The sequence below is a fragment of the Sorangium sp. So ce362 genome, assembly GCF_051519845.1.
In the GTDB taxonomy this organism is placed as follows: domain Bacteria; phylum Myxococcota_A; class Polyangia; order Polyangiales; family Polyangiaceae; genus Sorangium.
The window spans coordinates 2,289,915-2,311,665 of the sequence record NZ_CP150332.1 but is presented as its reverse complement, the minus strand read 5'-3'; the positions used below and the strand labels follow the sequence as shown (position 1 = coordinate 2,311,665).

Annotated in this window: 17 protein-coding genes; 7 read left to right on the top strand and 10 right to left on the bottom strand. The window is 71.8% G+C overall.

Features of this window, described 5'->3' with window-relative positions:
• Positions 1 to 217 precede the first annotated feature (217 nt).
• Positions 218 to 1,507, top strand: a complete 1,290-nt coding sequence (locus tag WMF17_RS09190) for a citrate synthase family protein (RefSeq protein ID WP_437601587.1) — start codon at positions 218 to 220, stop codon at positions 1,505 to 1,507.
• An 18-nt stretch (positions 1,508 to 1,525) separates the two neighbouring features.
• On the opposite strand, the gene WMF17_RS09185 is transcribed toward WMF17_RS09190, so the two are convergent.
• Positions 1,526 to 3,469 (bottom strand): potassium transporter Kup, encoded by a 1,944-nt coding sequence (locus WMF17_RS09185; RefSeq protein WP_437648936.1) that lies wholly within the window; start codon positions 3,467 to 3,469, stop codon positions 1,526 to 1,528.
• A gap of 58 nt (positions 3,470 to 3,527) precedes the next feature.
• Positions 3,528 to 4,196 carry a UdgX family uracil-DNA binding protein gene (locus WMF17_RS09180; protein WP_437648935.1) on the bottom strand — a complete coding sequence of 223 codons (669 nt, stop codon included), beginning with the start codon at positions 4,194 to 4,196 and terminating at the stop codon, positions 3,528 to 3,530.
• Positions 4,197 to 4,343: 147 nt separating this feature from the next.
• Here WMF17_RS09180 and WMF17_RS09175 point away from each other — a divergent pair, with 147 nt between their 5' ends.
• The 4 genes from WMF17_RS09175 (at position 4,344) to WMF17_RS09160 (ending at position 10,037) form a co-directional block, all read left to right on the top strand.
• A complete protein-coding gene (locus tag WMF17_RS09175) occupies positions 4,344 to 5,078 on the top strand; it encodes a TetR/AcrR family transcriptional regulator (protein ID WP_437601586.1) in 735 nt (244 codons plus the stop codon).
• Between the two features lie 447 nt (positions 5,079 to 5,525).
• Positions 5,526 to 5,909, top strand: coding sequence for a hypothetical protein (locus WMF17_RS09170; RefSeq protein ID WP_437601585.1), 384 nt, complete (start codon positions 5,526 to 5,528; stop codon positions 5,907 to 5,909).
• Positions 5,910 to 6,094: 185 nt separating this feature from the next.
• On the top strand, positions 6,095 to 6,745 hold the full coding sequence (locus WMF17_RS09165) for a hypothetical protein (RefSeq protein ID WP_437601584.1): 651 nt from the start codon (positions 6,095 to 6,097) through the stop codon (positions 6,743 to 6,745).
• Positions 6,746 to 6,899: 154 nt separating this feature from the next.
• The gene (locus WMF17_RS09160) at positions 6,900 to 10,037 is read left to right on the top strand and encodes a CheR family methyltransferase (RefSeq protein ID WP_437648934.1); all 3,138 of its coding nucleotides are present in this window, start codon (positions 6,900 to 6,902) and stop codon (positions 10,035 to 10,037) included.
• Between the two features lie 5 nt (positions 10,038 to 10,042).
• On the opposite strand, the gene WMF17_RS09155 is transcribed toward WMF17_RS09160, so the two are convergent.
• From WMF17_RS09155 to WMF17_RS09145, 3 genes are all read right to left on the bottom strand, one after another.
• Positions 10,043 to 10,408 (bottom strand): gamma-glutamylcyclotransferase family protein, encoded by a 366-nt coding sequence (locus WMF17_RS09155; RefSeq protein WP_437648933.1) that lies wholly within the window; start codon positions 10,406 to 10,408, stop codon positions 10,043 to 10,045.
• Positions 10,405 to 10,761 (bottom strand): response regulator, encoded by a 357-nt coding sequence (locus tag WMF17_RS09150; protein ID WP_437488538.1) that lies wholly within the window; start codon positions 10,759 to 10,761, stop codon positions 10,405 to 10,407. Before WMF17_RS09150 ends, WMF17_RS09155 begins: the two co-directional genes overlap by 4 nt.
• 484 nt (positions 10,762 to 11,245) lie before the next feature.
• A complete protein-coding gene (locus tag WMF17_RS09145) occupies positions 11,246 to 11,632 on the bottom strand; it encodes a response regulator (RefSeq protein ID WP_437601581.1) in 387 nt (128 codons plus the stop codon).
• Positions 11,633 to 12,140: 508 nt separating this feature from the next.
• Here WMF17_RS09145 and WMF17_RS09140 point away from each other — a divergent pair.
• The gene (locus WMF17_RS09140; protein ID WP_437601580.1) at positions 12,141 to 13,850 is read left to right on the top strand and encodes a B12-binding domain-containing radical SAM protein; all 1,710 of its coding nucleotides are present in this window, start codon (positions 12,141 to 12,143) and stop codon (positions 13,848 to 13,850) included.
• 10 nt (positions 13,851 to 13,860) lie between these two features.
• Here WMF17_RS09140 and WMF17_RS09135 read toward each other — a convergent pair whose 3' ends face one another.
• From WMF17_RS09135 to WMF17_RS09120, 4 genes are all read right to left on the bottom strand, one after another.
• Complete coding sequence (locus WMF17_RS09135) at positions 13,861 to 15,300, bottom strand: adenylate/guanylate cyclase domain-containing protein (protein ID WP_437648932.1); 1,440 nt, start codon at positions 15,298 to 15,300, stop codon at positions 13,861 to 13,863.
• Entirely contained in the window at positions 15,297 to 17,306 is a 2,010-nt protein-coding gene (locus tag WMF17_RS09130) for a hypothetical protein (protein WP_437601578.1), read from the bottom strand. Before WMF17_RS09130 ends, WMF17_RS09135 begins: the two co-directional genes overlap by 4 nt.
• Complete coding sequence (locus WMF17_RS09125; protein ID WP_437648931.1) at positions 17,303 to 17,521, bottom strand: Franean1_4349 family RiPP; 219 nt, start codon at positions 17,519 to 17,521, stop codon at positions 17,303 to 17,305. The genes WMF17_RS09130 and WMF17_RS09125 overlap by 4 nt, the downstream gene beginning before the upstream one ends.
• Before the next feature lie 108 nt (positions 17,522 to 17,629).
• Entirely contained in the window at positions 17,630 to 18,739 is a 1,110-nt protein-coding gene (locus WMF17_RS09120; protein ID WP_437601576.1) for a geranylgeranyl pyrophosphate synthase, read from the bottom strand.
• A gap of 135 nt (positions 18,740 to 18,874) precedes the next feature.
• On the opposite strand from WMF17_RS09120, the gene WMF17_RS09115 reads away from it, so the two are divergent.
• Positions 18,875 to 20,878, top strand: coding sequence for a C1 family peptidase (locus tag WMF17_RS09115; protein ID WP_437601575.1), 2,004 nt, complete (start codon positions 18,875 to 18,877; stop codon positions 20,876 to 20,878).
• 11 nt (positions 20,879 to 20,889) lie between these two features.
• Here WMF17_RS09115 and WMF17_RS09110 read toward each other — a convergent pair whose 3' ends face one another.
• Positions 20,890 to 21,687 (bottom strand): TetR/AcrR family transcriptional regulator, encoded by a 798-nt coding sequence (locus tag WMF17_RS09110; protein ID WP_437601574.1) that lies wholly within the window; start codon positions 21,685 to 21,687, stop codon positions 20,890 to 20,892.
• Between the last annotated feature and the right edge of the window lie 64 nt (positions 21,688 to 21,751).

Genomic DNA, 21,751 nt, shown 5'->3' with positions numbered 1-21,751 from the left:
GGCGCGGGTCGCCCAGCCCGCGCCTCCCCGGCTCGGGCGCGGCGCACGGTGGGCGCTCGCGGGCGGCGGCCACCCGGCGCGTGGCCCGCGCCTGCGCGAAGAATCCCGGCGAGGACCGGGGAAGCCGGTGCTAGGAGGGACACAGGCGCCCGGCGATCCGCGGGCCGCGCCTCCGGCATCGGTCGACGGGATCTGGAGCTGACGTTGATGGACCCTCATGGTTGATCTACCTGAATCGGAGCAGCGGCCTTCGGCGTACGTGACCGGCGCCGAGGCGGCGGAGCTGCTCGGCGTGAAGCGGGAGACGCTCTATGCGTACGCGAGCCGAGGCGTGCTCCGGGGCGTGCCCGGCGGGCGAGGGCGCGCGCGGCTCTACCTGAGGGCGGACATCGAGCGGCTCAGGGCCCGGCATGACGCGCGCGCCGGCCACGGCCCCGTCGCCGCCGAGGCGCTCCGGTGGGGCGAGCCGGTGCTCGAGTCGGCGCTCACGGCGATCGGCCCGCGCGGGCCCGTCTACCGGGGCAAGGAGGCGGTCGCGCTGGCGCTCGAGGACGTGCCGTTCGAGGCGGTCGCCGAGCTGCTGTGGACCGGCGAGCTGCCGGCGGAGGGCGCGCCGGCGGCGCGACCCGGCCGGCTGGGCGTCCGCCCGGCGAAGCTCGCGGCGCTCCTGCCGGAGGGCGCGCCGCCGTTCACCGCGCTCGCGCTCGTGGTGCCCGCGCTCGGCGCGCACGACGCGACCCGCCACGTGGGCGCGCCCTCGGGCGACGGGCGCATCCCCACGAGCGACGCGGAGCGCGCGCGGGCGCGGGCGCTCGTGCGATCGCTCGCGGCGCTCGTCGGCCTCGGGCGGGAGGCGGGCAGGGCGACCGCCGCCCTCGAGGCCGAGGGGACGGCGCGGCGCCTGCTCGTCGCCCTCGGCGCGAACCCCACGAAGAAGGCGGAGCGCGCCGTGAACCGGGCGCTGCTGGTGTCGGCCGATCACGAGCTGAACGCCTCGACGTTCGCGGTCCGGGTGGCCGCCTCCACCGGGGCCGACCTCTACGCCTGCGTCAGCGCCGGGCTCGCGGCGCTCTCCGGCCCGAGGCACGGCGGCGCCAGCGACCGGGTGGAAGCCCTGGTCGCCGAAGCGAGCCGGCCCGAGCGCGCCGCCGCCGCGGTCCACGAGCGGCTGCGCCGCGGCGAGCCCATCGCCGGCTTCGGGCACCGGCTCTACCCCGAGGGCGACCCCCGCGCCCGGGCGCTGCTCGACACGGCCCGGGCGCTCGCGCCGCAGAGCGCGGCGCTGCGCACGGTCCTCGCGCTCGTCGACGCGCTGCGCGACGCCGGTCACGACCCGCCGTCGCTCGACGTTGGCCTCGTCGCGATCGCCGCAGCGCTCGGCCTGCCGGCCGGCTCGGCGGCGGCGCTCTTCGCGGTGGGGCGCGCCGCGGGGTGGATCGCCCACGCGTTCGAGCAGCGGGAGGCCGGGTACATGCTGCGGCCCCGCGCCCGGTACACCGGGCCCTGATCGCCGCGCTGCCGCGCCCTAAAAATCGACCTGCATGCCGAGCTCGACCACCCGGTTGGGCGGCAGACCGAAGTACGCCGTGGCCGGCCGCGCGTTCCGCGAGATGAACGCGAACAGCCCCTTTCGCCACCGGGACATCTTCGAGCTCCCCGTCGTCAGCAGCGTCTCCCGGCCGAGGTAGTAGCTCGTCCGCCCGAGATCGATGTGGAGCCCGTGCCGCTTGCACCCCTCCAGCACCGACGGGGCGTTCGGCGTCTGCATGAAGCCGTAGCACGCCGTCACCTGGTAGATGCCCTCGCCCCGCGGGATCACCGTCATGCGCCGCTCCGCCGGCACCTCCGGCACGTTCAGCACCTGGATCGAGAGGAGCACCACCTGCTCGTGCAGCACCTGGTTGTGCTTCACGTGGTGCAGCAGGATCGGCGGCGTGCCCTCCGGGCTCGACGCCATGAAGACCGCCGTCCCGCGCACCCGGTGCGGCTTCACGCGCTTCACGTCCTCGAGGAACGTGTCGAGCGGCAAGATCACCGACCTGATCGCCGCGGCGAGGTGCTTGCGCCCCGTCTTCCACGTCGTCATCACCGTGAAGATCGCCGCCCCCATCACGATGGGCACCCAGCCCCCGTGGAAGAACTTGGCGCTGTTCGCCACGAAGAACGCGAGATCGATCACCAGGAAGAGCCCGGCCAGCGGGAGCGACTTCCAGAGCGGCCAGCCCCACGTCTTCCGCGTGACCACGTAGTAGACCACCGTCGTGATCCCCATCGTGCCCGTGACGGCGATGCCGTACGCGGCCGCGAGCGCGCTCGAGCTCTTGAAGGCGAGCACAAGCACGAGGCACGAGATCAGGAGCCCGCTGTTCACCTCGGGGATGTAGATCTGCCCCGCCTCGTCCTTCGAGGTGTGGATCACCGTGACGCGCGGGAAGTACCCGAGCTGCACCGCCTGCTGCGTCAGCGAGAAAGCCCCGGAGATGAGCGCCTGAGACGCCACGACCGTCGCCGCGGTCGCGATCGCCACCGTGGGGTAGAGCGCCCACGACGGGACCAGCGCGTAGAACGGGTTCGCCGCGGCGGCGGGGTCCTCGAGGAGCTTGGCGCCCTGACCGAAATAGTTGATGAGCAGCCCCGGCCAGACGATCGTGTACCAGGTGTACTTGATCGGCCCGCGGCCGAAATGACCCATGTCGGCGTACAGCGCCTCGCCGCCCGTGATGCAGAGGACGACCGCGCCGAGGATCAGGAAGCCGTGCACGTTGTTCTCGGCGAAGAAGCTCACGGCGTAGGTCGGTGAGACGGCCCGGAGCACGCCAGGGCTGTGGAGGATCTCCTTGGCCCCGAGCAGCGTGAGCGCCATGAACCACACGAGCGTCACCGGCCCGAAGATCGTCCCGACGCCGACCGTGCCGCGCTTCTGCACGAGGAACACGGCGAGCAGCACGGCGCACGTGATCGGCACGACGGCGGGCCTCAGCGTCGACGTCGCGACCTCGAGGCCCTCCACCGCCGAGAGCACCGAGATCGCCGGCGTGATCACGCCGTCGCCGTAGAGGAGCGCGGCGCCGATGAGGACGAGGAGCACGAGGAGGCCACGACCATCGCCCTTGCGCTCGCTGTTCGGGACGAGCGCGAGCAGCGCGAGGATGCCGCCCGCCCCTTCGTTGTCAGCCCGCGTGATGAACGTCACGTATTTGACGGTCACCACCATCATCAGCGCCCAGAACATGAGCGAGAGCACGCCGAGCACGTTCTGCGGCGTCGAAGCGACATGATGCGGGCTGATCGGGCTGAAGCACTCCTTCATCGCGTAGAGGGGGCTCGTCCCGATGTCGCCGTAGACGACCCCGAGCGCCGCAAGCATCAGCGGCCACGTCTTCTTCGGGCTCGCTCCGTGAGCGCCCTCGGCCGGCGCAGACGCCGCGGGGCGCTCTGAGCCCGGGGCCGGTTGTGGGCTTGTCGTCATGGGGCGCGGATCCTACTCCATCGCGAGCGCCCCCCGCGAGGAGGCGGGGCGCGCGGTCTCAACCGAGCGCGCGCGCCGCCGCGCTGAGATCGTCGATGAAGCGGGAGAGCTCGGCTTGCCTGGAAGCCTCGTCCGGCATGCGCAGGATCGACGCGGGGTGCACGGTCGCCAGCGTGCGCGGCGCGAGCGGCGAGGCGACGATCCGGCCGCGATCGCGCGTGACCCTGAACGAGCTGCCGAGCAGCGCCTGCGCCGCCGTCGCGCCGAGGCATACGACGATCGCCGGCTGCACCGCCGCGATCTCCGCGGCGAGCCAGGGAAGGCACGCGCGGATCTCGCGCGCGTCCGGCTTCTTGTGGATACGGCGCTTGCCGCGCGGCTCCCACTTGAAGTGCTTGACCACGTTGGTCACGTACGCCCGGCGCCGATCGATCCCCGCCGCCTCGAGCGCGCGATCGAGCAGCTGCCCCGCCGGGCCCACGAACGGCTTGCCGGCCAGATCCTCCTTGTCGCCCGGTTGCTCGCCGACGAGGAGCACGTCCGAGCGCGCCGCGCCCTCGCCGAACACCGTCTGCGTCCCCCGCTCCCAGAGCGGGCACGCCCGGCAGCCCGCGGCGGCCTCGCGCAGGCGCGGCAACGAAGGATCGCTGGGGACCAGGGCCGCCGCCGTCGCCTCGCCGGCGCCGGCGTCGCGCCCTGCTGCATTTCGTCTCGCCACGGTCGCCATGGATTTCCCTGGAGCATCGCGCGTGCCACCCGCGCCGCGCCGCGCTCGAACGCGCCGCGTCGCGAGGAAGCGCGACCGAGCCGTCTTGACGGCTCCTGGTGGCCTTCCCATAGTGCCCAGGTCCCTCGAATTGACCCACCAGTCAGAATGCCCCGACTCGCCGATCGCCGCGCCAGGATCGAGTTGCTCCGCGCCGCCGAGGCGGCCTTCACCGAGCGCGGCCTGGCCGCGGCGCGGGTCGAGGACATCACCGAGCGGGCCGGCGTCTCGAAGGGCGCTTTCTACCTGCACTTCCACAGCAAGGACGACTGCTTCAAGCAGATCGTCGAGACCTTCATCGCGCGGCTCGCGGGGTGCGTGGAGCTGCCGCTCATCGCCGTCGAGGGCGTCGATCGAGCCCCGGTGAGCGAGTACTTCAAGCGGCTCCTCGCCCACGACATCGAGGTGCTCGAGTTCTGCTGGCAGAACCGGGCGCTCCTCAAGATGATGCAAGCGGGCGGCGGCGGGGCCCCCTACGCCTACCTGATCGACGAGTTCGCCCAGCGCGTCGCGTGCCTCGTGGAGAGCCGCGTCCGGTACGCGATCGACATCGGCCTCTACCGGCGCGACCTCGATCCGAGCGTCATCGCGGCGCTCATCTCGGGCGCCTTCGATCGCCTGGTCCGCAAGCTCATCGACGCGCCCTCCAGGCCAGACATCGCCGACTGGTGTGCGCAGGTGCTCCAGCTCTTCATGCAGGGCCTGCTCACCCCGGAGGCGCGCGCCGTCGCTGACCTGCCGGTCACGGAAGCGCCGCCGCGCAGCGCGCGGCAGACCGCCGGCTCGGCTCCCGCATCAGGGCCGGGCCGCGAGCGCCGGCGCTCGAAGGCCAAGACGACCTGAGGCGCGCGCCGCCTGCCCGCGGCCCTCGGCGACGGCTGCGGTGCGCGCCGACCGCGGGTCGTCGTCAACCGGCGACGGTGAGCCGAGCCCGCCGTCGACCGCTACGGCGCCGGAAGTAAGGAATTACCTGAACCAGCACGCGGATCCCCGGTTCAATCACGGCAAATGTACAGGAAATCCCTGACTAGTGATTCCTCATTGCCCTAGCGGTCGGCCGAGCTGCAGGTGAGGTAGAGCTAACGGTCAACGGGGACTTCGGCCTCGGGACAGTGAGGGGGAGGATCGGGGAGTCGGAGGGAAACCGCCCGGGCGCCCCGGAGGAGCGCAGCCTTGGGGGAGCGGTCCTGATCGTTCGACCGCGCCATGGTGACCATCGCGCGCTCTGGCCGATAACAGGCGCTCTCCGGGCGGTTCTCCGCAGGGGAATGGGGCTGTCGAGGGGGCTGTATGAGCACACGATCGGGTTGCGACAGACGGTTGATCCAGGAGCTGATCCGGCAGACGTGCCGTTCGCTCCAGTGGCGCGCCGACACGGAGAGGTCGATCGCGGACAGGATCGAGGTTGCCCTCGCCGAGCACGCGCTCCACGTCTCCACCCCGGACGTCGACCTGCGCGTCCGGCTGACCCGGGACTTCGCGCTCGCCATCGCGATACGCGTGCTCTCCTTCGGCGACGACGCCGAGGAGTCCCTGTGCAAAGCCCTCTTTCAGGACAGGTCGCTCATGGCGGAGCTCGTGAAGTCAGAGTGGCAGCTCGTGCGCACCGCCTGCAGGACGGCCGAGCGGACCGCCGGGAGGCTGGTGCTGCTGACGACGGTGCCTGAGGCGTGACGCGGAGAGCAGGACGCGCCCCCGGAGCTCGCGCGGAGGACTCACGGCGGCGGACCGGCGGGAACGTGACCCAGCGGCGTACTCGCATGCTCAACCCGGCACCACGGCGCGCTGACCCCTGGAAGCTGCTGTCAAGAAGAGCGAGGAACACCGCATGACGCGGCCAGGCCCACGAGGCGATGCAGATGGCGTCCCAGACCACCTACAGCATCTACGTTCGCTTCCGGGGCAGGCGGCTCGCGCTCATGAAGCACATCCGCTCGCTCGAGACGGCGCGCGCCTCGCTGCGGGCCCTGCGGGCCGAGCGGTTCCACGACGCGGATCAGGTGTTCCTCGTCAACGACGCGACGAAGCAGGTTGTCGACGAGCAGGGGTGGGAGGACGACCGGGAGCCCAGCGCGGACCGGGAGCTCAGCGTCAGCCTCCGCATCGGGGCCGATGACCAGCGCGGGGAGCGCGCACACGAGGCGGGGAGCCAGGCGGATCGAGCGCTGCGGGAGGCGCGCGAGGCCCCCGCGCCGCGCGCGGCGCCCGCCGAGCACGAGGCGCGGGCCGAGGACAAGGCGCGGCGCGAGCCGCCCGAGAGGAGGTCGCCGAGGGTCGAGAGCCCGGAACCCCCGCGCACACGTCTGCGCCGCGCGATGGCGGCAGCCCAGGTCGCCCGGGCGCGTCACGACGCCGCGCTGGAAGCCATGACCAGGCTCCAGCCCAGCGGGAAGATGGATGAGAGGACGCTGATGAGGCTCAATGACTCCGCCCGCACGGCGTCCGACCGATCGGCGCACGTCATCGAGCAGCTCGAGCAGCTCCTGAAGCGCCTGGAAGGGGCGCGCTGAGCAAGGTGGGGTGGCCGCCAGGCGCCGTGTCCGGCGCTCCGCGCCGGCGAGGACAGGCACGTTGACCGATCGCTCGCAGCAACCCTAGCTTCGCCCCTGTCTGCTCCCGCGGCAGCGAGACGCCAGAGAGAACGCTTAACCGTTCAAGCCAACAATGCCGGAACAGAAGAAGTCACGCCGGACGCAACTCAGAGCACCGGGCCACAGCGACGCCGCGCCCCATGCCGGCAGGGCGGCTGCGCCGAGGCGCGCGCCGGACCCGCTTCAGGACGCCGGGGAGGAGGCCGCGGCGGGCGAGCCGCACGCCGGGAACGAGCGGCGCTTTCCGGTCGTCTGCGTCGTCGCGTCGGCCGGTGGACGCGGCGCGATCGCGGAGCTCCTCCGGCGGATGCCGAGCAGGGACACGAGGCTCTCCCTCGTGCTGAGCTACAGCGCAGATCCTGGGGAGATCCCGGTCCTCGAGCTCGCGGCGCAGAGCAGCCCGCTCCCCGTGACCGAGCTTCGACCAGGGGCGAGGCTCGTGCCAGGTCACGTCCATGTCCTGCCCCCGGACACGCGCGCGACGCTCGACGGCTTGCGCGTCGAGCTCGCGCCGCGCAGCGAGGGCGACCCGAGCCCCGCCGATGCTTTCCTGCGCTCGCTCGCGATCGAGCTGGGGTCGAGCGCGGTGGGCGTCGTGCTGTCCGGCGTCGGGAGCGAAGGTGCCCTCGGGCTCAAGGATGTGAAGGCGGAGGGCGGGGTCACGTTCGCGGAGGATCCGCGCACCGCCGAGCGGCCGGCGCTCCCGCGCAACGCCATCGCGGCCGGAGGCGTCGACTTCCCCCTCAGCGTCGAGGCGATCGCGGCGGAGCTCGTGAGGATGGGCCGCCCCGGTCGCGCGCTCACCCCGTGGCTCGCGCAGGGCACATCCCTGGGGGTGGACCCGGATCTCGGCAAGCTCTTCAGGCTGCTTCACGCCGCGATGGGCGTGGACTTCAGCCACTATAAAAAGAGCACGCTGAAGCGCCGCATCCAGCGTCGAATGACGCTCCACAAGCTCGCGGCCCTGCAGGAGTACCTCGATCAACTGAGAGCTGACCCGGACGAGCTCGCGCACCTCTACCAGGAGCTCCTCATCAAGGTGACCACGTTCTTCCGCGATCCGGGCGCCTTCGCCGCGCTGAAGACCCACGTGTTCCCGGTGCTCATGCACAAGAGGCCGCAGGACTCCCCCATTCGCCTCTGGGTGCCGGGCTGCTCGACGGGCGAGGAGGTTTACTCTCTCGCGATCTCGCTGCTCGAGTTCCTCGAAGCCGACGCGAGCGACAACGCGGTCCAGATCTTCGGCACCGACCTGAGCGAGGCCGCCATCCAGCAGGCGCGCGCCGGGATCTACATCGATAGCATCTCGTTCGACGTCTCGCCCAGCCGGCTGCGCCGCTTCTTCGTCAGGGTGCACGGCGGCTTCCAGGTCAACAAGGCGGTCCGCGACCTGTGCATCTTCTCGCGCCACAACGCCGCGGCGGACCCGCCCCTCGCGAAGCTCGATCTCATCAGCTGTCGCAACCTGATGATCTACCTGGAGCCGAGCCTGCAGCGCCGGCTGCTGCACACCTTCCACCAGGCCCTCAAGCCCACCGGCTTCTTGCTCCTCGGCTCCTCCGAGAGCATCAGCACGATGTCCGACCTGTTCGGGGTCGTGGACAGGACCCACAGGATCTTCTGCAAGCGCGCCGCCTCGGAGGCGACCTGCGCGGGCGGCCTCCCCGCGCTGGAGCCCGCGCCCGCGCTGGAGCCCGCGCCCGCGCTGGAGCCCGCGCCCGCGCTGGAGCCCGCGCCCGCGCTGGAGAAGGAGAAGCCGCGCAGCCCCGAGGGGCTCATCATGGACGCGGTGCGCAAGGAGGCCGACGCCATCGTCATGGCGCGCTACGCCCCCGCCGGCGTGGTGGTCGACGAGGAGATGCAGATCGTCCAGTTCCGGGGCAAGACAGGGCCCTACCTCGAGCCGGCGCCGGGCGACGCCAGCCTGCACCTCTTCAAGATGGCCCGGGAGGGGCTCCTGCTCGGCCTCCGGGCTGCCATCGACGCATCGATGAACTCGGGCGCGATGGCCCGCAAGGAGAAGATCAAGGTCCGGCAGGGAGACAGGCGCCGGGACGTCGACGTCGAGGTGTGGCCGCTCAAGGTGCGGCTCCCGCAGGGGCGCTGTTTCCTCGTCGTCTTCTCCGAGTCGGGCGGGCCCAGGCTGGATCGGCCGGGCGACGATCCGGCCCAGAGCGATCCCCAGAAGGATCTGGAGATCGCCCAGCTCCGCAGGGAGCTCGTGACCACGAGGGAGTACCTCCAGTCGCTCATCGATGAGCTGGAGGCAACGAACGAGGAGCTCCTCTGCACGAACGAGGAGCTCCTCGCGAGCAACGACGAGCTGCACCGGATGAACGACGCGCTCGAGTCCGCCCACGAAGAGCTCCGGTCGGCGAACCAGGAGCTGACGGCCATCAACGAGGAGCTCCGCAGCAGCAGCGTCGCGCTCGGGCTCGCCAACGACGATCTGCGCAACCTCCTCGGCAGCATGAACATCCCGGTCCTGATGCTCGACGCGGACCTGCGGATCCGCCGCGTCGCCGGCGCGGCCGACAAGCTGCTCGGCCTCGGCCCGAGCGACGTGGGCAGGTCGATCCTCGAGGTGAAGCCGAGGAGCGCGGCCGACATCGCGCCCGTCGTCGCCGAGGTGCTCGACACGAGGAGCACCGTCGAGCGGCAGGTCGAGGATCGCGAGGGGCGCCTCTATCTCATGCGAGCGCGCCCCTTCCGGACCACCGGGAACGAGGTGGACGGCGCGGTGATCTGCTGGCTGGAGAGCGACGCGCCGAGGCGTGCCGGGCGCGAGCTCGCGGGCGCGCGCGATCGCATCTCCGCCGTCTTCGAGGTGCTGCGCCACCCGTTCCTCCTGCTCGACGGCGAGCTCCGGATCCGCGCGGCCACCCGGCGGTACTGCGAGCTGTTCATGGTCCCGCTCGGGGACATCGAGGGGCGGCCCCTCTCGGCCATCGACGCCGGGTGGAATACCCCGCAGCTGGAGCTGCGGCTCCGGGACGTCCTCCGCCGCAGCGCCGCGCTCGTCGACTTCCGCCTCGAGGCCGTGCTCGCGCACGCCGGGCGGCGGACGCTGTCGTTCTCCGCCTTCCGGCTCCAGGCCGACGAGGGCGAGCTCCCGGCGTTGCTGCTCGTCGTCGAGGACAGGACGGGGCCCGAGAAGGACGAGCCCCCTCCGCCGGGGCTACGGCCAGCGCGCCGCGCCGGCCCTGACTGACGCCCTCACCGCCGCCGCGCCCGCCAGTCCCCCGAGTCGATGCGGGGACACCCCAGCGCCTGGCCCGCGGGCATCAGGTACGCCTCGCAGGGCGCGCCCCCGTCGAGCTGGATCGGCTCGCGCCGGAAGAGATCGGGGCAGCCCTCGTAGACGTCGAGCGAGGCGAGCGTCTCCCGATCCGGCTCGTAGAGCTCCCCGAGGACCGCGTTCGAGCCGCCGCGCACGAGCGCCGGATAGGCGCCGAGGTCGGCGAGCTCGAACGACCGGGCGGTGCGGGCGCCCCCGAGGTAGCGCGCGCGTCCGAGCAGCCCGTGCGAGCGCTCGCCCCGCATCAGCGTGCCGTAGACGAACAGGGGCAACGGCGCCGTCACCGGCAGTGCTGTTCGACCGCGGCGAGCAGCTGCTCGAGGTTGATCGGCTTCTTGAGGAACTGCGCCGCGCCGAGCGAGGACACGAACTCGTCGCGGCCTGTCGCCGAGATGATCACCACCGGGATCGACGCGAGCTCCGGGTCCTTCTTCTGCTCTGCCCTGAACTGCCAGCCATCCATGATGGGCATCATGAGATCGAGCAGGATGAGGCCAGGCCTGGGATCCGTTCGAAGCGCGCTGAGCGCCTCGCCGCCGTGCGCCGCCGACGCGACGGCGTAGCCCTCCTCTTGCAGGAGCTCGGCGAGGGTCTCTCGAATATCCGGATCATCATCGACAACGAGGATCCTCTTCAAGGGAGTGGCAGGCACGGTGCATCAACCACTATGCGAAAGCCTGACGTCACGGCGAAACAGGGAAAGCCCTGAATCCCTGCTCGGGGTCCGCTTGATCAGGCCTGTTCTGCGAGGAAGGGGGCGCATGAAGGTCTCTCTGCGGCAATGGGCGCCTCGGAGCGGAGCCCGCTCGATCGACGCCCCTCACGCCGTGGACCCGCGTGGAGTCGACGGTCCTCAAGCCGGACGGGTCAGGCAGGAGGGGTTCGGGCGTGCGCATCGTGCTCGATCGTCGGAGGTCGAGCACGAGATGTTACAGCACGGTCGCGCTCCGGCGAAGCCGCTCTCTGTCCGATCTGCGGCCTGCCAGGGTGAGCATCGCGCGGCTCGGTCGCGCTCCACCAGGTCATGAGCCTGCGATCGTACCACCGGCGCGGTGGTGCGCAGCAGCGCGGCCCACCGGAACAGCGGCGCGAGGCGCGCGGCGCGGCTCGAGCGGGCAGCGTCAACCTTCCTGGCCCGCGGCGCCGAGCACCACCCTCGAAAGGGTGCTCAGCAGCACATCGATGTCCACCGGCTTCGGGATGAGCGCGGCCGCGCGCAGCCGCTCGGCGATCGCCTGCATCTCGTGGGGCAGGCGGGCCGAGAAGATCATGAGGGGAGAGGGCGTGCCGAGCCCCTCGATCTCGGAGACGAACCGGTCCGTCGTCATGCCCGGCATCGTCAGATCGAGGAGGACGGCGTGGAAGCGTCGCTCCGCGAGCGCGTCGAGCACCGCGCCCGCGGTCGCGGTCAGCTCGACCTCGTATCCTTCCAGCGTCAGGAGCTCCTGCAGCATTGCCGCAGTGTCAACGTCGTCCTCTGCAACCAGGATCACGTGCTTGCCACACATGGCTCCCCTCGGCTTTCCTCGGAAACGGGGGCCGCTGCGCAGGGCGGCGCGCCATCTTTCCTCCACGCACGGAGGAGCGACGCTCGACGCGACGCGAGCCCCACTGGCCAGCAGCCGGCGCAGCGCAGGCCCGCTCGACGACGATGACCGACCCGGCGTGACGAATCACCCGGGCGAACGGATCTGCGCAGTCCAGAGCGCTCGCCGCGGCGCGCCACGTCCACCCACGAAGCGCGCAACCCGACAGACCGCCGCACTCCGGCGATCCGGTACGTTCCTTTCCCCCTCTTTCGCCCCGGGCACTATGAAAGCCCGGACGCGCTCCGGATGCAACTCCGGACGCGAACGCCGGACGTAAGCCTGGTCGTAACCCCGCACGCCGCCGGAGCGGACGGGAGCGGGAGCAAACAGAGAGCGCGAACGGACTCCCCGACGGACGAGACACCCTGGTAGACTCCCATGGATGCCTGGCGAACGCCGCGTCGCGCTACTCGCGATGGAGTCAACCATGCCGGACGGTGGGGGAGCGCCGTTCAGCCATGGAATCCGTCGTGTCGAAGCTTCTCTGCTCGCCGATCCGGAGCTCGCCGGCGTGCCGATCCATGTGATCGACGCGCAGACGAGGGATCTCGACGCGTGGGTCGCGGAGGTCGAGACCGTCGACGCGGACGTGGTCGGCCTCGCCGCGCACGTCTGGTCCTTTCCCACGTTCATCGAGGTCGCGCGCCACCTCCAGCGCAACCGGCCGGGGCGCACGATCGTCCTCTGCGGTCCCCTCGCGCGCCCCGCGATGTTCGCGCTCTCGCCCTGGCGCGACGCCGCCGCCAGCATCGACGCCCTCGTGTACGGCAACGAGCTCACGTTCCGGAACATCGTCCGCCTGAGCGAGCGCTCCTCCGAGGCGCTGCGCACCGTGCCGGGGCTGCACGTCTTCACGGCCGACGGCTGGGTCTCCACGGGCGAAGCGCCTCACGTGGCGCCCGACGAGCTCCCCTCGCCGATCCGGATGAAGCTGCTCCCGACCGATCGCCTCGTCCCGATCGAGATCTGCCGCGGCGGCGTCATGAGCTGCCCGACGTGCGGCGCCTCGACGGGCGACGCCGGCGCCGGCGCCTTCTCGGAGGCCTACCTCGTCGAGGAGCTGAGCGCGCTCCGCGACGCCGGCGCCCCGGGCGCGCAGATCGTGGACGCCCCGCTCAACCTGAACGCCGAGGCGTTCCGGAACCTCGTGGCCGCGGAGAAGCAGGTCGGCTTCTTCAAGCAGGCGACGCTGATGGCGTCGCTCGATCCGGAGCACGTGCACGACGAGCACCTCGAGTTCCTCCACGGCGCCGCGCGCGTGTCCCTCGAGGCGCGGCTGCCGCCGCTCAACAAGGACACCGGCGACGGCACGCAGCGCCCCTTCCGGGAGTCGAAGTTCGCGAAGGTGATCGAGGAGCTCTCGACCTTCACGGACATCGAGGTGGACATCCTCCTCGGCCTGCCTGGCGACGGCCCCGTCACGTTCCGGCGCACGCTCGAGCGCGCGCGCGAGCTGCCGTGCAAGGTCCGCATCTTCCACAGCCTCGTCCTTCCGGACGACCTCATGACCCGCGCGCCCGCGTCGTTCGAGCTCCGCTTCGACCCGTTCACGCTGATGATGCGCTCGTGCCTCGGCTGGTCCGAGGACGCGCTCTCCCGCGAGCGCAGCCGCCTCATCGAGATGGCGTACCGCGAGGGTGGGGAGATCACGCCGGACATGTGGTCGTTCCCCGGGCCGCGCGAGATGCGGCGGCCGGCGATGCCGCTCGGCAGCGGCGTGGTCCCGCCGGGCGGGGAGATCCGGGTCGAGGGCGCGACGACGCTCGCGCCGGCGGGGCAGGATCTGCAGCGCGTGCTCGAGCTCGGGATCAAGGAGGCCACCTCCGGCGGGTGGACCTTCGTGGAGGCCTCCGCGCGCCCGGGCGAGATCGTCGTCATCATGAAGACGCGCGACGGCGCCCTGGTCGTCGAGATGCGCCCCGCCTCGCCCACGGAGAACGCCTACAAGGTCGTGGACGGCGTCGCGTTCGGCTACCGCTCGCCGCGCGGCGTGAAGATGAGCGACGGCGCGCTCCGCCTGCTCGATCGCGTCCTCCAGCGCCTCCACGCGCCGGCGCGCACGGCGCTCGGCCTGTCGACGCAGGACGGCGGCCCCGGCTCGGCGCGGGTGCGGCGCTTCCGCGCGACGCCCTCCTGACGCCGCGACGCTACTGCGCTCCTTCGCGATCCGTGCTCTGCCAGGCGGCGAGCGCCTGCGCCGCGTCGGCCCGAGGCGGGATCGATGCGATGGGGCGGGGCGTCGAGAGGAGCTGCTGCCGGAGCGCATCCAGGAGCGCCGGCGGGAGCTCCTGGTGGTCCACGATGTAGGGGTGGACCTGGCGGCTCTTGCCCCGGATGCTCAGGGCGCCGGTCGCCTGCGCCGGGACGCAGTCGTCGAGGTTCGCGTACGTCGCCTGGCAGATGATGATCTTGGAGCCGAGCTCCTTGTTGAACTGCTCGAGGCGCGAGGCCGTGTTGACCGTATCTCCGATGCAGGTGTACTCCATTCGCTGGAGCGACCCGATGTTGCCGGAGATGACGGTGCCGGTCGCGATGCCGACGCCCATCTTGATCTCGCCGCCGCCGAGGAGCTGCCGCTGGTTCATGCGCTCGAGGGCCTGCACCATCTCGATCGCCGCGATCACGGCGCGCTTGGGCGCGTCCTCGACCGAGAGCGGCGCGCCGAACACCGCCATCAAGCCGTCGCCGATGTACTTGTCGAGGGTGCCCCCGTAGCGGAACACGATGTCGACCATCTCCGTGAAGTACTCGTTCAGGAACGAGACCACGGCCTCCGGCTCGACCGACTCGGTGAGCGGCGTGAAGTTGCGGATGTCGGTGAACATCACCGAGACGTGCCGGCGCGTGCCGCCCAGCTTGAGCCGCCCCGGGTCGGAGAGGACGAAGTCGACGAGGTCCTTCGAGAGGTACCGGCCGAGCTCCTGCTTCTCGCGCTCGAGCCGGAGGCGGGCCAGGGACTCGATCTCGGCGCGGAGGACCAGGTTGCGCGACATCCGCGCGATGATGCCGGCGACGACGCCCGGGAGCGCGATGAAGAGGACCTGCTGGCACTGGTCCGCGATGTTGATGGCGTTCTGTCCGTAGACGGACACCGGGCTGATCGGGATCGCGCCGGAGTGGACAGTGATCGCGAGCACGACCGAGTTGAAGAGGGCCGACAGCCCCGCCGAGTACAGGCACGCCGCGAGGCTGTAGCGGAAGCCCGACATCAGGTTCCAGAGCACGTAGACGGTCGCGAGGTAGCTCGAGAAGTACTCGATCATCCCCGAGTGGTTCCTCGCCGTCGCCAGCGCTGTGAGCGTCAGGAGCGCGAGGTCGACGAAGATGCTCACGTACTTGAGCCAGCCCGCGTAGGCGCCGGGGCGCAGCCGGAAGAACGCGTAGAGCAGGAGCGAGAAGGCGAGGTACCCGCCGATCTGGATCGCGAAGACCTGGTTCGCGGCCGGCGTGTTGACCGTCCACACGTGCGTGAACGTGTAGGCGGAGAGCAGCGCGAACACGAACCGGACGTGGTTCACGATCTGCTCTCCGCGCATCTCCTGCGCCTGGAGGATCCGCACGATCTCCGTCGATTTCTCGATGCTCATGCGCGCCGCTCTCCTCCGCGCCGCCGCCGGGACCACGCCGCGGCGAACCCGCGGGCGCACAGCGCGGTCGTCAGCGCCCTGCCCTGGTGGTGCCCCTCGCGGCCGTGCTTCATCGGCACCCGGTAGAGCGGCTCGGCCGGCCAGGAGCCGTCCACGAGCTGGTGCTCGCCGAGGTAACGCAGCCCCCGCTCCACCATCAGCGGGTCCGGCGACGACGTCATCGCCGCCCCCTCGAGGCACGCGGCCGTGCGGAGCGGCGTCCCGAAGCCGCCGTCGAGCCGCTGCGCTCCGAGCATCCGCGACAGGGTCGCGGCCTCGACCGCGGCGACCTCGGCGGCCCACCGCGCCTCCCCTGCCCTCTCCCGGTAGAGGCGCGCGAAGCGGAGGAACGCGAGGTCCGTGTACGACGCGTCGTAGAAGCAGGCGCCCTCGATGCCGCCCTCCGCGGCGCCGTCGAGCACGCGCCGAACGTTGGCGTCGATGAGCCGCGCGAACCGCTCCGCGTCGAACGACAGCAGGCCCGCGAGCAGGTTCAACCGGACCGCCGCGCAGTCGTCGCCGGCCCACGCCGCGCCCGGCGTGGTTGGCCCCGCAGGCCCGCGGTAGAACCAGGTCGGCACGACGCCATCCTCGCCCACGTTGGTCAGCATGACCTCGACCCACGTCTCGGCGCGGTCCCGGGCGGCACCCGTCTCGGCGACCAGCTCGAGCATGATCGAGAGGTCGTCGGCGTCCGGCGGGAGATCGCGGAACGCGCCGAAGTAGCGGAGCTCTCCGGCCGGGATCTCGTCGAGCAGCGCCGCGGCGTCGGCGCGGACGTCGCGCCCGACCTCCCCGATCTCGATCAGCGCTCTCAGGATCGTCGCCCGCACGAACCAGTGCCCGACGGGCTGCTCGCGCGACCCGAGCACGCCGAAGCGCTGCACTTCCCAGGACTCCGACCACGGCGCCGCCTCCACGAGAAACGCGACCGCCGCCTGCAGATCGGCGCCCGCGTCCTCGCGCGGCGCCCCGTCGCCCTGCGACCGCGATGGCCCGAGCGCCGCGCCAGCGTCGAGGAGATCGCGGAACGACATCAGCCCATCGAAGAAGCGGAGGCGCTCGCCAAGGGCGTCGACGAGCTCGCGCTGGGCCTCGGCGAGGCCGCGCTCGGTCGGGCGCGATCGAGGCGAGCTGGCCGCCGCCTCGCGGGCCGACGCGAGCGCGCCGCGCATGCGCGCGGCGAGCGCGGCCCGGTAGGGGCGGGTCGCGAGCAGGCCGTGGATCTCGCGGCGGCGCACGGGGGACGCGCGCTCGCCCGAGAGCGCGCGGAGCAGCGGAGGAGCGAGATCCGCGCCGCGCAACCAGAGCGCGAGGAGCGGCGTGAGCGTCGGCGCTGCGAGATCCGGCGCGGCCGGATCGAGCCAGAGGCGCCCGAGCCCGTCGAGCAGCGCGAGCGGCTCGGCCACGGCCTCTGCGAAGCGGCGCGCGGGCGCGAGATCGTCGCCTGCAACGAGCGCGATCGCCGTCCAGAGGGCGACGACCTCGCGCGAGCCGGCGGCGTCGGCGCGCCCCGTCGCGGCGTCCGGCCCGGCGCCCGCGACCACCGGGTTGCGGCGCCACGAAGCCTCCGCGAGCTCGGCCAGGTCGACGAGCCAGCGGCGCGCGCGCGCCTCGTCCGCGTGACGCGCGAGGAGACGCGCCGCGAGCGCGCCCCGCGCGAGCGCGTCCGGAGCGCCCTCGACGTCGCCGGCGGCCACCGCGGCGATCGCCACGGCGACATCACCGGCCGCGGCGGGCGAAGACACGCGGCCGCAAAGCCGGAGCGCCCAGCTGGCCCACGGGATGCCGTGCCCCGGCGGAGCGCCCACGCCGCGCGCGAGCGCGAGCGCCCCCCATGCCGTGTCACCGCGCCGGAGCGCCCCCGCCGACAGCAGCGCCGACCAGGAGCGCTCGCACACCCCCCTGTCGTCCGGGTCGAGCCAGGGCCAGACGGCGGTCGCCCCTGAGGCAGGGGACAGCGTCACATACCGACTCCGCCGTCACGCGCCGCGGTCGCGATGGCCGCATCGACCGCTTCGGGCGTCGAGGTCGCGGCGTCGCGGATGCGCTGGAGCGTCTCCGGTCCGACCTCGTACCCCTCCGCCTCGATGGTGCGCTCCGGATCGGCAAGGAGCTGCTGGCGGAAGCTCGAATCCACAACGGCACGACCGATGAGCTCTGCCTCTGTTTTCTTCGACATCACGACTCCTCGCTTTCTCGCTCGGGAGGCTAGGAGACCTCCAAACGGCTAGCAAGTACAAGCAGGCGCGTCCGCGCGTCCGCGGCGCAACCGCGCCCGCGCGCCGGCTCAGCGCGGCGCGCCGCCGCTCGCGACGGGCTCGCCGGTGAGCGCGCCGAAGAACGCGAGGAATACGCGCCGCTGGATCTCGGTCATGTACTGCCCGCGCCTCTTGCAGAAGCGCGCGGCTTCCGGCAGCCCGAGCGCCCTGGCAGCGACCTCGGCGCGAGCGAGCTCACAGCGCGCCTCGTCCAGGATGGCGTCGAAGCCGCCGCGCGCGAACAGCTGCGCGCGCAGGGCCGTCGCGCCGCGCCCCGCCGGATCGTGGCGCGGCTCGCCTCCGGCGAGGGCGGCGCCGCTCGGCTGAGGCTGTCCTTCATCCCTCGCTTCGACCAGCGCTCCGAGCCGAGCGAGCACGTACGTCGCGTTCCCGAGCGCGCGATCCTTCTCGGCGTGCAGCAGGTCCGCGAACAGCTGGTGCGCTGCGGCGAGCGCCGAGACGAACTCCTCGAGGGCCGCGAGGTGCTCGGCCTGCGACAGCGCGAACAGGGCCGCGGCCGCCGGGAGCACGAGCGGGCGCGAGCGGGCGAGCACCCGCCGGAACGTGGCGGCGTCGCGCGGACCTGCGCCCCGGTGCAGCCGCCGCTCGAGGAGCATCGCCTCGCCGTATCCCAGCCAGACCTCCTCGAAGAGGCCCCAGAACGGGCTCCCGCCGGGCAGCGAGCGAGCGAGCAGCGCCTGGTGGCGAGCGAACAACGCCCCGGACAGGAGCACCGCCGCGCCGGGCTCGCCGACCCCTTCGTCCAGCAGGTCGTCTTCGATGCGGACGTGGAGGTACCCGACCGCCGCCGCCTCGGCGAGATCGACAGCGAGCGGCGGAAGCGCCCGCGATCCGGCGTCCGGCCCGGGCGTCGCCCCGCCGGGCCGCGTCGCGACCCAGAGCGGCAGCTCGAGCACCGGAAGCGCCGTCGGGTGGGAGAAATAGCCCTCGCCCGGCTCGCCCTCAAGGAGCCTGAGGCGCGCGGCGAGCGCGTCGAACAGCGCGCCGAGCTCGCCCCCGAGCCGGCCTCGGAACGACGTGAGTCGCCTCAGCACCTCGGCCTCGAGCCGCGGCACGACGTCGCCGACGTCACCCTGCGCGCTCTCGCCTCCTCCCCCTGCCCGGCTGTCCTCGCTCATCCCACCTCTGGCCGGCGCGGCGGCGCCGTCTCGGGCGACGCTAGCACGAGCAGACTCGTCCCAGGGGCGGGCGCAGCCGACTTTGCCAGGAGCGCCGCCCGTGCGACACTCGGCGACTTCACGAGATCGGAAACCATGATCGACTCCGAGCGTTTCGCCGAGCGTCACGGGGACATCACGACCGACGCGCGCGCTGACGTCCTCGATTTCCGCGACACCCTCTATCGTCCGACGATGATCGAGGTGCCTCCGGTCATGCCACCGGAGCGCTTCATGGACTACGGCGTGCCCGTGCTCGACCAGGGCAGGAACAACGGCTGTACCGGCTTCACGGTCGCCACCGTGGCCCACTTCCTGCTGCGCAAGCGCAAGGTCTCCCCGGAGTACGGCCTCGTGAGCCAGAACATGGTGTACACGATGGCGCGCCGATACGACGAGTACCCGGGCGAGGACGACGCGAGGGGCTCCAGCCTGAGGGGCGCCATGAAGGGCTGGCACAAACACGGTATTTGCTCTTGTGAGCAGTGGCCGTGGGACCCGAACGATCTCCACGGCACGCTCACGCCGGAGCGCGCCGCGGACGCGATGCTCCGGCCGCTCGGCCTGTATCAAAGGGTGAACCACAAGGACCTCCCGGCGATGCACAACGCCCTCGCGGAGGTCGGGATCATCGCGGCCTCGGCGCTCATCCCGTTCAACGGCTGGTATTACGGGACGCAGAAGAACGGCATCATCCCGCCGGTCGACAAGACGAACCCGTTCATCGCGCCCTGGGGCGGCCATGCCTTCGCGATCGTGGGGTATGACGCGGAGGGCTTCTGGCTCCAGAACTCCTGGGGCCCCGGCTGGGGCAAGAGCGGCTTCGGGCGGCTCTGTTACGACGACTGGCTCCAGTACGGCTTCGACGCGTGGGTCGGGCGGCTCGGCGTCCCCATCCGCCTGAGCCAGCCGCGCTCGCTGCGCCCGCTCACGTCCACGAGCCGCACGTTCGCCAGCCTGCGGCCGCACCTCATCAGCGTCGACATGCACGGTCAGCTCCAGCAGCGCGGGGCCTACGGCACGTCCTCGGAGGACGTCCGCATCATCATGGAAGAAGACTTCCTGAGCGCGACCGAGGGCTGGAGGCGCCGCCGGCTCCTGCTCGTCGCGGGCGGCGGGCTCCGCCGGCAGATCGACGCCATCAACCGGATGTCGCGCCTCCGGCCGAAGCTGCTCGGCCACGAGATCTATCCCCTGGAGCTCCTCTGGGACACCGACCACTACCCGCGCCTCCTCGAGATCCTCCACCGCGCCACGGAGGGTCGCCGCCACGACGGCTATGATCCCAGGGCGTTCGGGTTCATGATCGATCGGCGCGACGACGCCCTGGAGCCGCTCGTCCGGCGCATGGGCGGCAAGGCCGAGTGGGATCGCATGAAGCTCGCCGCGGGCGACGCGACGATGGACGCCGATCACGGCGGCCTCCGCGAGATGATCGGCCGCCTCGCGTCGCTGATGGACAGGGACCCGAGGATCGAGCTCCACCTGGTCGCCCACTCCAGCGGCACGTTCCTGCTCGCGCCGCTGATCCAGCTGGTCACCTCGGAGAAGGGCAGGAAGATCGAGGGCGGTCCGATGCGGGGTCAGCTCGGGCTCGGGCTCCCGATCGATTCGCTCTCCCTGCTCGCTCCGGCGAGCGCCATCGACGCGTTCCGCGACACGTACATGCCGCCGATCAAGAGCGGCATGGTCCGCCGGTTCGCCCTGTTCACGCTCACGGACGAGGCGGAGCTCCAGGACCACTGCGAGGTGTACGGCAGGTCGCTCCTCTACCTGGTCTCGAACGCGCTCGAGCGGCGCCCGCGGGTGCCCGGCACGAGCGGCGTCTCGCTGCTCGGCATGGAGGCGGGGCTCCTCGATCCGGAGAACGCCGACGTCCTCGCGCTCCTCACGGAGAACAGGGAGGATCGGCCCACCGTGTTTCCGCGGGCGGAGTGGATCAAGGGGCCCAACACGAGGCCCCCTCCCCACGGCTCGGAGGCGCGACGACACGAGGACTTCGAGAACGACGCGACCACGTGGAAGTCCGTCATCGCCCGCATCCTCAACCAGCCGTTCGCCGATCACCTGCCGCCGATGTCGGCGCGGGATCCGTGGTGAGCGCGCGCCCCTCACCCCTCCGGGCGGCGCCGCTCCACTGAGGTCATCCCGCGGAGGACCGGGGCGCCGAGCCGCTCGGACCCGAGCGGCGGCGCGCTCGCTCCGCTCAGGAGGATGGCAAACGAGGCCCGGATCTCCTCGCCAAAGTTGAGCCGGAAAAGGCCCATCTCAGGCCGGCTGCGGATATCGCGGATCACGTCGCTGGGGTCGCAGACCTGACGCATGCCAATGAGCAGGGCATACATGCGGACGAGGATCGGGCCGCCCTGCCCGGGCGTGAGCGACGGCAGGCACCGCTCGAGCAGCGCCCCGGTGCGCTCGACGTGAGCGAGGAGCGAGAGCTTGAAGCGGAGGCCGGCTTCGTAGCTGACGTTCTGCTCGAGGACGCTGTGGAGGATGGAGAGCAAGCGCGTCATCGCGTCGCGCGCCACGAGGGTCGTCGACAGGATCGAGGCGATGCCGGCCGCGGCATCCTGGGCGGGCGCCGCGGGCGCGCCGCGGCGCGCTCGCGAGGGTCGGGGGCGCGCCGCGGTCGCCTCGCCCTGGGACGCGCCGAAATGCGTCAGGCGGAACTCCACCTCATGGAACCACTTCGCGAGCTCTTGATCCACGACCGCGAGGAAGAGCTCCTCTTTGGTGGTGAAATAGAGGTAGAGGGTGCCCTTTGCGAGCCTTGTGCGCTCGGCGACCTGAGCCATGGTGACCTCGATAAACGGGGTCTCCTGGAACAGCTGCCAGGCTGCGTCGATGATGAGCCGCCGTCGCTCCTCCTTCTGTTCCTCCTTCCTCGCTCTTCGCGTCGAGCTCATAGGCTTACCGGTTTACGCTGTCTCCAGGAGCGCCGCAATGCAGACGCCGTGGTCGACCCCCGGC